The 13,731-nt window shown below is 46.4% G+C and carries 12 protein-coding genes and 1 tRNA gene; 7 read left to right on the top strand and 6 right to left on the bottom strand.

Features of this window, described 5'->3' with window-relative positions:
• Positions 1 to 259 precede the first annotated feature (259 nt).
• Positions 260 to 631, top strand: coding sequence for a hypothetical protein (locus KO512_RS11835; RefSeq protein ID WP_215952563.1), 372 nt, complete (start codon positions 260 to 262; stop codon positions 629 to 631).
• A 145-nt stretch (positions 632 to 776) separates the two neighbouring features.
• Positions 777 to 1,148, top strand: coding sequence for a hypothetical protein (locus KO512_RS11830; RefSeq protein ID WP_215952562.1), 372 nt, complete (start codon positions 777 to 779; stop codon positions 1,146 to 1,148).
• Between the two features lie 1,075 nt (positions 1,149 to 2,223).
• On the opposite strand, the gene KO512_RS11825 is transcribed toward KO512_RS11830, so the two are convergent.
• A tRNA-Met gene (locus KO512_RS11825) sits at positions 2,224 to 2,300 on the bottom strand.
• Between the two features lie 453 nt (positions 2,301 to 2,753).
• Here KO512_RS11825 and hpaD point away from each other — a divergent pair.
• Together hpaD and KO512_RS11815 are read left to right on the top strand one after the other, a co-directional pair.
• Positions 2,754 to 3,680, top strand: a complete 927-nt coding sequence (gene hpaD / locus KO512_RS11820) for a 3,4-dihydroxyphenylacetate 2,3-dioxygenase (protein ID WP_215952561.1) — start codon at positions 2,754 to 2,756, stop codon at positions 3,678 to 3,680.
• 550 nt (positions 3,681 to 4,230) lie between these two features.
• A complete protein-coding gene (locus KO512_RS11815) occupies positions 4,231 to 5,244 on the top strand; it encodes a TRAP transporter substrate-binding protein (protein ID WP_215952560.1) in 1,014 nt (337 codons plus the stop codon).
• A gap of 318 nt (positions 5,245 to 5,562) precedes the next feature.
• Here the strand turns inward: KO512_RS11815 and KO512_RS11810 are convergent, their stop codons facing one another.
• Positions 5,563 to 6,540 (bottom strand): 2-dehydropantoate 2-reductase, encoded by a 978-nt coding sequence (locus KO512_RS11810; RefSeq protein WP_215952559.1) that lies wholly within the window; start codon positions 6,538 to 6,540, stop codon positions 5,563 to 5,565.
• An 18-nt stretch (positions 6,541 to 6,558) separates the two neighbouring features.
• Complete coding sequence (locus tag KO512_RS11805) at positions 6,559 to 7,329, bottom strand: class II aldolase/adducin family protein (protein WP_215952558.1); 771 nt, start codon at positions 7,327 to 7,329, stop codon at positions 6,559 to 6,561.
• A 119-nt stretch (positions 7,330 to 7,448) separates the two neighbouring features.
• Between KO512_RS11805 and KO512_RS11800 the strand changes: the two genes are divergently transcribed.
• Positions 7,449 to 8,405, top strand: coding sequence for a LysR family transcriptional regulator (locus KO512_RS11800; RefSeq protein WP_215952557.1), 957 nt, complete (start codon positions 7,449 to 7,451; stop codon positions 8,403 to 8,405).
• Positions 8,406 to 8,479: 74 nt separating this feature from the next.
• Here KO512_RS11800 and KO512_RS11795 read toward each other — a convergent pair whose 3' ends face one another.
• Positions 8,480 to 9,100: a TetR/AcrR family transcriptional regulator gene (locus tag KO512_RS11795; protein WP_215952556.1), complete on the bottom strand. Its 621-nt coding sequence runs from the start codon at positions 9,098 to 9,100 to the stop codon at positions 8,480 to 8,482.
• A gap of 150 nt (positions 9,101 to 9,250) precedes the next feature.
• On the opposite strand from KO512_RS11795, the gene KO512_RS11790 reads away from it, so the two are divergent.
• A complete protein-coding gene (locus KO512_RS11790) occupies positions 9,251 to 11,278 on the top strand; it encodes an NADPH-dependent 2,4-dienoyl-CoA reductase (RefSeq protein WP_215952555.1) in 2,028 nt (675 codons plus the stop codon).
• A gap of 136 nt (positions 11,279 to 11,414) precedes the next feature.
• Here KO512_RS11790 and msrA read toward each other — a convergent pair whose 3' ends face one another.
• A complete protein-coding gene (gene msrA / locus KO512_RS11785) occupies positions 11,415 to 11,885 on the bottom strand; it encodes a peptide-methionine (S)-S-oxide reductase MsrA (RefSeq protein ID WP_215952554.1) in 471 nt (156 codons plus the stop codon).
• Positions 11,886 to 12,190: 305 nt separating this feature from the next.
• Here msrA and KO512_RS11780 point away from each other — a divergent pair, with 305 nt between their 5' ends.
• On the top strand, positions 12,191 to 12,841 hold the full coding sequence (locus KO512_RS11780) for a TorF family putative porin (protein ID WP_215952553.1): 651 nt from the start codon (positions 12,191 to 12,193) through the stop codon (positions 12,839 to 12,841).
• A gap of 133 nt (positions 12,842 to 12,974) precedes the next feature.
• On the opposite strand, the gene KO512_RS11775 is transcribed toward KO512_RS11780, so the two are convergent.
• A complete protein-coding gene (locus tag KO512_RS11775) occupies positions 12,975 to 13,700 on the bottom strand; it encodes an SDR family oxidoreductase (protein ID WP_215952552.1) in 726 nt (241 codons plus the stop codon).
• Positions 13,701 to 13,731 lie beyond the last annotated feature (31 nt).

Raw genomic sequence — 13,731 nt, 5'->3', positions numbered from 1 at the left:
CCTGTTAAGGAGGGTTTGAGATAATTGCCGGTTTTCGTTGAAATTAAAGGGATATCGCTGATGATCAGCATTTTTAATGCTTAGAAGTTTGTGCTGAAGTTTTTTTGATTTTAGAGGATATTCTTTTTTAACGTATTGGTTATGGATGAGTTCAGCACTTAGGTGCGTAAAAAAAGTTAAAGAATACTTAAGTCTATCTGTACATTTTGTGAACAACCCGACTATGATGAAACTATATTAACGTACACATGGAATGCATATGTTTATTAAAAGATTGTCTTTGGCTGCGCTTGTTACAGCTTCTTTGGTTGCACCAATAGCGCAAGCTGATGCGGGTTTTGGTGCCGGTGTGACTTACGTTTTCGGTGGTGGATGGGCTGTCGGCGTGAAAGTTTTCACTGATGATGAAGAAGATAAAGCGGTTGGATCTCTGGGTCTAGATTATCTCATTGGTTCAGGTGCTTGGCGTCCGAATGTCGGTGTCGGCTATTTAGGTGAGAATATTTATGGTGACCTGAGTGCCGGTTACAATTTAGATGGTGGAACTTGGAGCTTTGGTGTGGGCGCTGGCGCTGTTGATACTGATGAAGAAGATGATGATGAGACCGCTCCTGATATGATTCCGTTTTAAGTAAAAAGAAGTAGATTTTGTGTTTCTGCAACATCTACGTTGTGGTTGTGTCGGTTAGATTTAGCCATAACAGCCTACGGGTTGTTATGGTGTCGTGGACTGTTGTTTAGTCTGAGTATGATTTTAACGTATAGATGGAATGCATATGTTTATTAAAAAATTGTCTTTGGCTGCGCTTGTTGCAGCTTCTTTGGTTGCACCAATAGCGCAAGCTGATGCGGGTTTTGGTGCAGGTGTGACTTACGTTTTCGGTGGTGGATGGGCTGTCGGCGTGAAAGTTTTCACTGATGATGAAGAAGATAAAGCGGTTGGATCTCTGGGTCTAGATTATCTCGTCGGTTCAGGTGCTTGGCGTCCGAATGTCGGTGTCGGCTATTTAGGTGAGAATATTTATGGTGACCTGAGTGCAGGTTACAATTTTGATGGTGGAACTTGGAGTTTTGGTGTGGGCGCCGGCGCTGTTGATACTGATGAAGATGATGATACCGCTTCTCCAGCAGTACCCATCCCTTCTTAAAAAGTGACGGGTTTTTTGACTCGTCAATGTTTTTATTGTAGCAGCGAGGGATGGAATTTCTCATAGCAGCTTTATCAGCTGTTATGCCCTTGCGGGCTTCGACCTTGCGCACCTCACGCTAATCTCAGAGTTAACTAACCGACTTTTCTCGCCCAACACTTTCTTGCCATTATCGATGTCTTTCTTACCAAATTTCAGACAAAAAAAGCCGAACCTTTCGGTTAGCCTGATTTTCCGTTGTGGTAGCGGGGGCTAGATTTGAACTGACGACCTTCCTAGGCTTTTGTAGAGAGTCGAGCCCGACGCTTTTTAACTTATTTCAGGCACAAAAAAAGGCATATCTTTCGATACACCTTTAATTATTACGTTGATAGCGGAGGCTAGGTTGGAGCTGACGAGCTTCCCGAGTTTTTATGAAGAGTCGAGCACGACGCTTCTTACAACCTTCAATGTATTCTCAAATTTCAGACGAAAAAAAGCCAATCTTTCGATTAGCTTATCTTTCCGTTGTGGTAGCGAGGGCTAGGTTGGAACTGATGACCTTCCCGAGCGTTTATAGAGAGTCGAGCCCGACGCTTTCCTAACGATATTCTACAAGACAAATTTCAGGCGAAAAAAAAGCCAATCTTTCGATTAGCTTATCTTTCCGTTGTGGTAGCGAGGGCCAGATTTGAACTGACGACCTTCCTAGGCTTTTATAGAGAGTCGAGCCCGACGCTTTTTAACTTATTTCAGGCACAAAAAAAGGCATATCTTTCGATACACCTTTAATTATTACGTTGGTAGCGGGGGCCAGATTTGAACTGATGACCTTCCCGAGCTTTTATGAAGAGTCGAGCCCGACGCTTCTTACAATATGATGTATTCTCAAATTACAGGCGAAAAAAAAGCCAATCTTTCGATTAGCTTATCTTTCCGTTGTGGTAGCGGGGGACAGGTTGGAACTGACGGCCTTCCCGAGCTTTTATGAAGAGTCGAGCCCGACGCACGCTCTCCTAGCTACACCGCATATCTCAATGCCAAATTTCAGGCACAAAAAAAGGCATATCTTTCGATACACCTTTAATTATTACGTTGGTAGCGGGGGCCAGATTTGAACTGACGACCTTCGGGTTATGAGCCCGACGAGCTACCAGGCTGCTCCACCCCGCATCAACGTGGGGCGTATACTACAGACGACCTACCCTCTTGGCAAATGCTTTTTGATAAATATTCGTAATAATCTGCAAAATTGATGTTATGGCTTAAAATGCTAGAGAAGGGGGGTATGTTAACCGGCCCTATTTTGACGTTATCGGTTGCCTTCCGGTAGCTGGTGTTTCATTAGGAGGAGTTGATCGGAGCCATTGTTATTATTTGGCGGTAGTGTTGCCAAGATCAAAGGCTCTTGCTTGATGGGTGAAAAATAAGCGATAGGTGTATTTATGCTTGTGATCGGGTGGTAATATTAGTTAAGATGTTAATTATACCTGAGCTAGGTATCCAGTCGCCGCTATTAGACGATGGAATCGCTCAAATGAAAGCAGCCTATACTGGTAGGTCGAATCGATAACGGTTTGATGGGTTCAGGAATCGCCTGCAGCAATAAAATAAGAGGATAGTGAGATGGGCAAACTGGCGCTCGTAGCTAAGATTACACATGTTCCAAGTATGTATCTGTCTGAGCTAGACGGTCCACAGAAAGGTACTCGTCAGGCCGCAATTGATGGTCATATTGAAATTGGTAAACGCTGTCGAGAGCTAGGTGTTGATACCATTGTTGTATTCGATACCCATTGGTTGGTGAATGCTAACTACCACATCAACTGTGGGCCTCACTTTAAGGGTAATTATACCAGTGGTGAGCTGCCGCACTTTATCTCTAATATGGAGTATGAGTACGATGGTAACCCCGAGCTAGGCAAAATATTGGCAGAGGAGTGCAATCTACAGGGCGTCGAAACGCTGGCTCATGATGCAACGACCTTAGCGCCTGAATATGGCACATTGGTACCGATGCGTTATATGAACGAAGACCGTCACTTTAAAGTGATTTCGGTGTCGGCGCTGTGTACCGTTCACTATCTTAATGACTCAGCTCGCCTCGGTTGGGCGATGCGTGAAGCGATTGAAAAACATTATGATGGTACGGTGGCTATTTTCGCCAGTGGTTCTCTTTCACATCGCTTTGCTCAGAACGGTCAAGCACCACAATTTTCTAATAAAGTGTGGAGCCCCTTCTTAGAAACCCTCGATCATAAAGTCGTTGATATGTGGCAACAGGGCGACTGGGAAACCTTCTGTGCAATGCTTCCTGAGTATGCGGCTAAAGGTCACGGAGAAGGCTTTATGCATGATACTGCGATGATGTTGGGGGCGTTGGGCTGGTCTGACTACGAAGGCAAAGCCGAAGTTCTGACACCATATTTTGGTAGCTCGGGTACTGGTCAGATTAACTGTGTCTTCCCTGTAACGGAGCAGGATGGTTCAGCGGTTCCCGGCCCTCAGGCATCGGTAACGTCAAGCTTTGAACCGGGTGCAAGCCGGTTGTAATCCGCAGATTAGCAGGTTATCTCTGCTATCGATAATTTAAAAGGTTCGCATTGCGAGCCTTTTTTATGTCTTATAGATTATTCTTCATCGACGTCTATCTCGACGAGATTAGGTTTGCGAGTCGCAATACCGGTAGCATCCGTTAAAAGGGTGGACCCGTTTAATCAATTGTATGGTTCTGTCGCCTAGGATGTATTTTCAGCATGACCCTGCCTCATTGAGTGATTGATAGAGGCTGATGAAGGGCAGCGTAATATGTTACTTGGCCATAAGAAAAATATTGAGGGGGCCTACATTAGCTTGTGTTCTTATGCATAATCTCTTTGTTAATATATTAATTAGTATGTCTTGTTTAGTCTGTTAATAATTCATAAACTGTGCTCCATTCGTCGCCATACAGGCGATGCTGTGGTTCAAAGAAAAGAGCGATGGTTACTCATTAGCCATGGCCGCGTCTCCATTTGTATAAAATCAATTCCATAACGACTTCTAATGTGAAGGTTGTTATTGGAGGATTTAGCTTAATTTGTAACTTATCAGGAAACTGAAAATGAAAAAAATAACAAAATTACTAGCGACTGCCGGTGTTTGTGCCGGCATGTTTATGTCTTTCAATGCATCGGCTGTTACGACGCTTAAAGTCGGCACTTGGTTGCCCCCAACCGCACCTCAAAACGCTATTGTTTGGCCTACTTGGGCAAAGTGGGTTGAGGAAGCGACTGAAGGCCGTGTCAAAGTTGAGTTGGAATATGGCTTAGGACACCCTAAATCGATGTTTGATCTGGTTGAAGATCAGGTGATTGATGCGAGCTTTACCGTTAATGGGTATGTGCGGGGTCGCTTTTCTCTGGGAAAAATTGCTGAACTTCCAGGAGAGAGCCCTGATGCTGAGAAAGCCTCTGTTGCGCTATGGAATGTTCAGGAAAAATATTTTAATACGGCTAATGAGTATGAAGGGTTGAAGCTGCTGGGTTTGTTTGTGCATGGGCCGGGTCAGTTACATACAACCTTCCCTGTTAGTTCACTGGCAGACTTGAAGGATAAGAAAATACGTATCGGCGGCGGTGTCGTCAACGAAATGGGGCAGATTTTAGGTGTTACGCCGGTTGGCGCACCTGCACCAAAAATATATGAAATGATGCAGCAGGGCGTCGTTGAAGGTGTTTTTCTGCCAGTGCTTGATTTGAAATACCTGCGCGTGGCGGAAGTTTCAAAATATCTGACCGTTTTTCCTGAAGGAATGTATACCACGACCTTTAGTATCTTTATGAATCCGGATTCCTTTGACGCGTTGAGCGAAAAAGATCAGCAAGCACTCATGAGTGTTTCAGGTGAAAAACTTTCCCGTTTGGCCGGTAAAAGCTGGGGGGATGCTGACCTTGACGGTTATGCTGCAGCTGAAGAAAACGGCATTAAGATCAATAAGCTGAGTGCGACAGACCCAATGGTAACTGAATTTAAAGCGGAAACCGCGAGTATGTCTGCTGAGTGGATTGAGCAGGCGGATGCGAAAAATGTTGACGGTCAGGCTGCACTGGATATGTTCCGTTCACTGGCTAAGTAAGATGATATAAAGACATTTAGGGTCTTTAAAGGGCTTGAGAGTTAGTTTCTTTGATGAGGCTGGCTACAAGCCCTTCTTCTTTTGGGCTGATGAGAACATTCACTGAAAATGGCCGATTTTTGTCAAGTTTATCTATTTTTCATGTCGAAGAAGGCGGGTTCAGTTATCACCTGCGGCTTTGTTCTTAAAGCTTCGATTGTGAGGGATAGCGGTAACTGATGTCTTAGCATTAGTCGTACGACTGACCTCAATATAAACGAAATGATGGCTTATATTGAGGCTGCTTGGTTTTCAAGGCGGCAGTAATGGGCTGATTTATTATTGATTGGCTTGCAGGCTTTTGTCCAACTGTCTAATTAAGCCATAGATCGCGGCAGTATAAGGAACCTCTATTCCTAGCTTTTCTGCTATTTCATATACCACACCAACAAGTGCTATATATTCGAGGGGCTTGCCTGCTTCGACATCTTGCAACATAGAGGTTTTAAAGGCCCCCAGCGTTTGGGTTTGTGCGTTTCTTTCCTCGGGTGTTTGATCGATAGGACAGCCAATCTCGTGACCGATGGCCAGTGCTTCAGTCATTGCTTTGCAGCAGAACTGGTTAAGCAGTGGGTCATCGAGTATGCGATCAGCGGTTGCGCGAGTGAGTGCCGAAATCGGATTGATGGTCATATTGCCGAGTAGTTTGAACCAAATATTTCGCTGAATAGTCGCGGATATGTCGACACTAAAGCCGCTTTTTTTAAGAAGTTCTCCGACCTGCAGTGTTGGCGCTGAGGGCTCGCCATTAGGCTCACCAATAATGAGGTGATTGCCTGTGCTGAGCTTAATCACACCGGGAGAGGTCGAGGCGGCGGCTAAGTGAACAACACAGCCGATCACCTGATGACTAGGAAGGTGATCTCGTAGGTCTCCTTGAGGGTCAACTGTTTTGAGTATAGGGTCAGAGGTTACCTTTGGTAAGCCATCAAAAAACCACCATGGCACGCCATTCATGGCTAGCAGAACGCGGGTTTGCTCACCGATCAAGGGTTTTATGTCTTTGATGATAGGGCTGACAGCGGGTTGTTTGACGGCAATGATGATTAGGTCTTGAACATCGAGTTCATTCGCTTGAGATACCGCTGACACAGGATAAAAACGGGTTTCACCCTCTTCAGTAAGGCCGACTCCGCTTTGCTGTAAAGCCAACAGTGTTTGCCCTCTGGCAATGACCGAAACTGTTGCGCCAGCGGCGCTGAGGCGGGCTGCAATTAATCCCCCGATTGCACCTGCACCGTATACACATACCTTCATAAAGAAGCCTATAGTCGATTAACGTTTGTATGATGGGTCTTGTTTTTCAACGAGTCGTTTCATAGCAGCGAAAACATCAGCACCCGCACCGTATTTAGGATTAAAGTTGAGCGAATCGGCGGTACATTTTTTAACGATAGCTTCGGGGATTTCTCGCACCTTACCCATCGCCATCGAGGCACATTGTACTTCACACGCACGGTTGACTAACCACATGAGTGCGAATGCTTGAGCTAGGTTGGCACCGATAATAACGGGGCCATGGTTGCGTAGCATTAATACGGGCTTATCACCTGCGCTAGCCAAGATACGCTCACCTTCATCTGGGTGTACCGTGATGCCTTCAAACTCATGGTAAGCCACTTTGTTATATAGCTGTGCCGAATAAAAATTGCTGTATGACAAGCCTTCTTCTAAACAACAAACGGCTAGCGTTGGGGTTGTGTGAACGTGCATAACACAGTGCCCGTTTTCAACTTTATCATGTATTTGGCTATGAAATGTAAAGCCTGCGGGGTTGATCGGCCAGTCGGAATGATCAACGATGGTGCCGTCTATATCGACTTTAACTAAGTTGGATGCCGTAACTTCGCTATAGTGCAGGCCAAATGGGTTGATGAGGAAATGATTATCCTCACCGGGAACGCGCAAAGAGATGTGGTTATAGATCGCTTCATCCCATTTCATATAGGCAAAAATTCGGTACATCGCCGCTAAGTCAATACGGGCATTCCATTCGGCTTCGCTGAATCTTGATGGGCGTTCGTAATAGCGATTAGATAAAGACATGCGTTTTTCCTCGGGGTTGATGATAGTGCGGATTTTGATGAATATATTAATCAAAATTGGCGCAATAAAAAGAATAATAAGTATTGGTATGCTCAATATTTTTCTTATATGCTGCATTGATGAATAGTAAACAACTCCTCTATTTTCTTAAAACCGCTGAATTATGCAGTATCGCTGCAGCAGCGCGAGAGCTTGAGATTGCTCAGCCAAGCATCAGTCTGCAATTAGAGAACCTTGAGCATGAACTGGGCACCTCGCTGTTTGATCGTGATTATCGGGGCGTCAGGTTGACGGAAAGTGGTCAGCTATTTAAGGCGCATGCTGAATCTATTATGCGTCAGGTTGATCAGGCCAAGCTAGATATCAGACAGTCGGAACAAGAGCCAGCAGGGCGCTTGGTATTGGGGATGACGCAACCGATAGGTAACGTGGTGTCGGTGCCTCTATTGAAACTGGTCGAACAGCGCTATCCGAAAATAGAATTGGATCTGTTTGCCGGTCTATCCTATAGCTTATCGGCGCAGTTACTGAATGGAGAGATTGATCTTGCTATCTCATCACCAGACGGTAGTGATATGAAGCAGTTGACGCAGGAACACTTGTTCAGAGAGAACCTCTATTTAGCGATGGGAGATACTCCGCAAGTGAGCTCACAAAAACCTTTGCGCCAGCGAGAGAGTATTTCTTTTGCTGAATTAGCCAAACATGAAGTCATTGTGACCGGCCGACAAGATTCGTTGGGCTATGTATTGCGACAGTATGAACAACGGCACGGTATTAACGTGCGGCACAAGCCTGGCTTTGGCCAGTTGATGACAACCCTGCGTTATGTATCCGATGGTTATGGCATGCTGTTGAGCCCATCGTCCTCTTTTTATCACTTAGAGGAAACCGGTCAGGTGCATGCGCTTGAGATTGTTGATCCTTGTATGAAACGTGATGTCTACATCACTCGAGCAGCGAATCGACCGCGCACCTCTTTAATGCGGGCCGTTATTCCATTGATTTATGAGGTCGTGCAACAAGAGCAGCAGGCGGGGCATTGGCGAGGGGAGTTTTTTGCGCCGGAGATATAGGTTAATTGTTTTATTATAAAAGGACGGATTTTCAGCGGGCAGAGTATTAATTAAGATATTTAGCTGCTCATATTCTATGGCTTTTTAAGCATCATCTCAACGGCGGCATTCGCTATCTCATCTAACTGGCTCTGTTCTGTATAGATGCCATCATTTAATAGGCGACAAAGTCCATGCAGTGTGGCCCAGCAGACCTGTGCGGTTCTGAGGGGGGAGTCATCGGTGCGGATAACGTCTTGTTCACATAAGCGCTCAATCCAGTTTAACCAACTCTTGAAGTGCTGGCGGGATATGATTTGCAAGGACTCTGTGGGTGAGCCATACCGCCAGATCTCACGGCCAAACATCAGATCGTATTGCTCTCGGTGCTGATAGGCGCGTTTGATATAGTGGTGAAAATATTCGGTAAAAATGAGTTTTAATGGCTCGTCTTTCTCTCGGATTCTGACCTCTTCTAGCAGTTTTTCGACATTCTTAAACCCCTGTTCGGCAATGGCACACAATAGGGCGTTTTTATCTTTGAAGTGATGATAGGGCGCGGTGCGGGAAACACCGACGCGGTCGGCTAGTTTACGCATTGATAGGCTTTCACTACCGCCCTCGGCGATCATATCGGTCGCGGCTTGCAACAGTGTTTGGTACAAATCACCATGATGATAATTGCGTGTGGTTGCTGAGGTGTTGGTCGTTTTCATCAAGGCAATTTATCAACCAATCTTGACAGTGTCAAAATATCGCTTTATCTTGACACTGTCCAGTTCATTGTAAGCGACTTTTTTGCTGTGTCTTTAACAGCCTGTGTTGGTTGTGTGATCAGAAAATAAGAATATTGAGGAACCTATAACATGAGCCATACCCGCCAGAATTTTCCACATCTGTTAGCCCCGTTAGACTTAGGCTTTACCACTCTGAAAAATCGGGTGTTAATGGGCTCAATGCATATTGGCCTAGAAGAGAAGCCCGGTGGATTTGAGCGGATGGCTGCATTTTATGCCGAGCGCGTCCGAGGCGGTGTGGGCCTGATTGTGACGGGCGGTATCGCGCCTAATCAGGAAGGTGGTGTGGTGGCTGGTGGCGCTGTGATGGCGACTGAGCAGGATGTTGAGAATCATCGTGTTGTGACCGATGCGGTACATGCCGATGGCGGCAAAATCTGTATGCAGATTTTGCATACGGGACGTTATGCCTATAATCCGAAATTGATCGCACCCTCGGCGATAAAAGCGCCGATTAATCCATTTCCGCCCCATGAGGTAACAGTGGATGAGATTGAGCAACAGATAGAGGATTTTGTTCGCTGTGCAGGGTTGGCTCAACAGGCGGGCTACGATGGCGTTGAGGTGATGGGCTCAGAAGGCTATTTCATTAATCAGTTTATCGCACTGCGGACCAACCAGCGAGAGGATGACTGGGGCGGTGAATATGATAACCGCATCCGCTTTGCCGTGGAGGTTGTTAAGCGCGTACGGCAACGGGTTGGTACGAATTTTATTATTATCTACCGTCTATCCATGTTGGATTTGGTGGAAGGGGGTAGTAGCTTTGATGAGGTCGTTACCCTCGGTAAGGCGATCGAGCAAGCGGGGGCCACCATTATTAACTCCGGCATCGGCTGGCATGAAGCGCGCATCCCAACGATCGCCACGAAGGTGCCTCGGGCAGCCTTTACCTGGGCGACCGCAAAAGTGCGGCAGGCATTGTCGGTGCCGGTAATCGCTTCCAACCGAATCAATATGCCGGAAGTCGCGGAGCAGGTATTGGCGCGGGGAGATGCCGACATGGTGTCGATGGCGCGGCCCTTTTTGGCGGATCCGGAGTTTGTACGTAAAGCGGAGGAAGGGCGCAGTGATGAGATCAACACCTGTATTGGCTGCAATCAGGCGTGTTTGGATCATATCTTTGTTGGCAAGTTGACCAGTTGTCTTGTTAATCCCCGCGCCTGTCATGAAACGGAGCTGGTTATCATGCCGGCCGAACAGGTGAAAAAATTAGCGGTGATTGGTGCAGGTCCTGCAGGCTTGGCATTTGCGACAACGGCGGCTCAGCGAGGCCATAAGGTTACTCTGTTTGATGCGGCCGATGAGATCGGTGGGCAGTTTAATATTGCCCGAAAAATTCCGGGTAAAGAGGAGTTTAATGAGACGCTGCGTTACTATCGCCGCCGCATAGAGCTGGATGGGGTTAATTTAAAACTATCTCACCGGGTGAGTGTTGAAGAGCTGCAACAGAGCGATTTCGATGAGGTGATTATCGCCACCGGTATCATCCCTCGAGTGCCTGCGATTGAAGGAATCGATCATCCGAAAGTGATGGGTTATCTGGATCTTATTCGCGGTGCGAAGGTAGGCCAATCTGTCGCGGTGATTGGTGCCGGAGGTATCGGTTTTGATATCAGCGAATATCTGACCCATCAGGGGCCTTCAACCAGTCAGGATATTCCTGCCTTTATGCGTGATTGGGGTATCGATATGACCATGTCCTCCCGTGGCGGTGTTGAAGGCGTTACGCCTGCACCAGAGCCGGCGGCTAGGCAGGTCTATCTGTTGCAACGTAAAGCCTCGAAAGTCGGTGGTGGTTTGGGTAAAACAACCGGTTGGGCGCACCGTTTAGGTTTGCAGAAGCGCCACGTAGAGATGCTCGCTGGCTGCGAATATCAGCGCATCGATGATGAAGGTCTACATCTGAGTATTAATGGTGAAGAGCGGTTGCTAGCGGTGGATAATATTATCCTCTGTGCTGGGCAGGAGCCGTTGCGAGCATTAACGGAAGGGCTTACTAAGCCGTATCATCTGATTGGTGGGGCTGACTTGGCGACCGAGTTGGATGCTAAACGGGCCATTGATCAAGGTACACGTCTAGCGGTGCAGTTGTAAGACTAGGCGAGTTGTGTTTTAAATTATAGGGTTACGTTGTTAGCCGCTCAACTAAAAAGCCGTCGATATTACTATCGACGGCTTTTTTATTGGTTTTCATGTTTGCATGGGGTTTTCCCAGCAAAAGCGTTAATACTCAGATAGCGCAACCGCCGTGGCCGTTCTTGGCATTATATTGTTGATGATATTCCTCAGCCCGCCAAAACTCAGCGGCCGGTGTGATCTCTGTCACAATGGGATTACCGAAGATACCGCTCTTATCTAGCACGACCTTGCTTTGTTCCGCCATAATGCGTTGCTGATCATTATGGTAAAAAATTTCTGAACGATACTGATCGCCGACATCAGGGCCCTGGCGGTTAAGGGTGGTTGGATCATGCATCTGCCAGAATATATCTAACAGGGTGTCATAACTGATGATTTGATCATCAAACTCCAACTGTACCACTTCGGCATGGCCGGTGGTTTTGTTGCAGATCTCTTTATAGGTGGGATTTTGTGTATGTCCACCCATGTAGCCTACAGCGGTTGAGGTGACTCCGGGAGTGTTGGCGAAACGTGCTTCAACTCCCCAAAAGCATCCTGCTGCAAATGTTGCGGTTGGCATACTGTGACTCCTGTGAAAAAACCGATATCTAAGTGGATATTAGACGTTTTTTGACTGTTTTGGATCACTTTTTTATATATATTTATCGGTGTGTCTAATAGGTGACACTTTTGTGACGTTTTGGTGCGGTGAGGTATATCTTGCGCGCTTATGGTTCTCATCGAGGACGGTTGCTTATCGTTATTATGATTTAACCTGTTGATTAGTAATGTATTGGTACGCTATTGGCGTGCCAATTGCTCTAGCTCTTACAGTTTTGATGTTTTTTTGCTTTGCAAAAATATAAACCTGTAAGGAAAACCGTTATGAAAAAGTTTACGAAAACACTGATCGCTTCTGCTCTGTTGACAGCTTCTGCTGCAAGCTTTGCCGGTGTGTCGGCTAACGTTGGTGCTATGAGTGATTATTGGTATCGTGGTCTTGACCAATCTGGTGATGGCGGTAACGCGAGTATGATGGGTGGGTTGGATTATGAAAGCGAGATGGGCTTTTATGCCGGTACTTGGCTCGCTTCTTTGCCAAGCGATTTGGAATATGATCTATATGCGGGTTATAACGGTTCGATTGAAGACTTTAGCTATGGTGTAGGCATTATTGGCTATTACTATGATGAATCTGCCACGGGAGAATATTTTGAGTATAACCTAAGTGCGGGTTATGGCCCGATCTCTGTTGGTTATAATATCGGGACTTATGAATCGCCGGGCGCTGCAGATGTTGATTATACCTTCGCCAGTATTACTGGTGAGTATGAAGGCGCTTACCTGACGTACGGTGTTTATGGTGATGAGGTTGATGGCTCTTATTTTGAGGCAGGCTATGGCATGACTTATGAAGGGTTGGATATGTCTGTTGCGGCGATCTTCCCGGACGATGATAGCTCTGCTACTAATAATTGGGTGAGTGATAGCGACCAACTGACATTTACTATCAGCAAAAGCTTCGATCTGTTTTAAATGGGATGAGGTTTGAGAGCGAGCTTTATAACGCCTCTACTATTTAATACGCTCATCTGGCCCCCGCTTATCGCGGGGGCTTTTTTTCGCTTCAAAAATGGCTTTTGCTTGGTTTAAATAGAGTCGATAGGTATTACGCTTGTTGACGAGTTGCGGTGATCAACACATCGCGAATATTGATGTTTTGCGGTTGTGAATACATAAACACAGCGGTGCGAGCAATATCATCAGGGGCTAATATCCCTCCCATCGATTCTTTCCAATCCTCATAGTTATCAATAATCTCCTGCGAGGTGGTGTGACTCAATAATTCAGTCTCTACCGCGCCCGGACAGATCGTCATGATACGGACATTATCATCGGCGACCTCTTCACGGACATTCTCGCTGATGGCGGAAACAGCGAACTTGCTGCCTACATAAGCGGCATGATTTGGGAATGATTTTTTACCGGCAATTGAACTGATATTGATAATAGTGCCGCCCTTGCGAGCTTTCATGTCACCCAGTACCGCCTGCATGCTGTTTAGCAGTGCGAGTACGTTAAGATCATACATACGCTGCCACTCCATAGGGTCTTGAGTGTCGATCTGTCCTAATAGCATTAAACCAGCATTGTTAATTAGACAGTCTACCGGGCCATGAACCGCTTCTGCTTCTTTGATCGCTACCCGTAAAGCTGCAGCGTCGGTTACATCGACTTGACGACATAATGTGTTCGGGAGGGCTAGAGCCTCTAGTTTGTCCACGCGGCGGGCGAGGAGTAATAAAGGGTGTCCTGCGGCTGAAAACTGTTGTGCCATGGCCGCGCCAATGCCAGCGCTAGCGCCGGTGATAACAATAAGTGGTTGAGTCGTCATTTTATCTCGGGTGTTAAATGCCAAAAGGCAT

This window comes from Amphritea atlantica (assembly GCF_018860855.1).
In the GTDB taxonomy this organism is placed as follows: domain Bacteria; phylum Pseudomonadota; class Gammaproteobacteria; order Pseudomonadales; family Balneatricaceae; genus Amphritea; species Amphritea atlantica_A.
Note: the sequence above shows the minus strand (reverse complement) of the source record. Positions and strands in the feature narration are given on the sequence as shown.

Coding starts and splice junctions, on each gene's coding strand:
- KO512_RS11835 (WP_215952563.1), top strand. CDS start 260: ATGTTTATTAAAAGATTGTCTTTGGCTGCGCTTGTTACAGCTTCTTTG.
- KO512_RS11830 (WP_215952562.1), top strand. CDS start 777: ATGTTTATTAAAAAATTGTCTTTGGCTGCGCTTGTTGCAGCTTCTTTG.
- hpaD (WP_215952561.1), top strand. CDS start 2,754: ATGGGCAAACTGGCGCTCGTAGCTAAGATTACACATGTTCCAAGTATG.
- KO512_RS11815 (WP_215952560.1), top strand. CDS start 4,231: ATGAAAAAAATAACAAAATTACTAGCGACTGCCGGTGTTTGTGCCGGC.
- KO512_RS11810 (WP_215952559.1), bottom strand. CDS start 6,540: ATGAAGGTATGTGTATACGGTGCAGGTGCAATCGGGGGATTAATTGCA.
- KO512_RS11805 (WP_215952558.1), bottom strand. CDS start 7,329: ATGTCTTTATCTAATCGCTATTACGAACGCCCATCAAGATTCAGCGAA.
- KO512_RS11800 (WP_215952557.1), top strand. CDS start 7,449: ATGAATAGTAAACAACTCCTCTATTTTCTTAAAACCGCTGAATTATGC.
- KO512_RS11795 (WP_215952556.1), bottom strand. CDS start 9,100: ATGAAAACGACCAACACCTCAGCAACCACACGCAATTATCATCATGGT.
- KO512_RS11790 (WP_215952555.1), top strand. CDS start 9,251: ATGAGCCATACCCGCCAGAATTTTCCACATCTGTTAGCCCCGTTAGAC.
- msrA (WP_215952554.1), bottom strand. CDS start 11,885: ATGCCAACCGCAACATTTGCAGCAGGATGCTTTTGGGGAGTTGAAGCA.
- KO512_RS11780 (WP_215952553.1), top strand. CDS start 12,191: ATGAAAAAGTTTACGAAAACACTGATCGCTTCTGCTCTGTTGACAGCT.
- KO512_RS11775 (WP_215952552.1), bottom strand. CDS start 13,700: ATGACGACTCAACCACTTATTGTTATCACCGGCGCTAGCGCTGGCATT.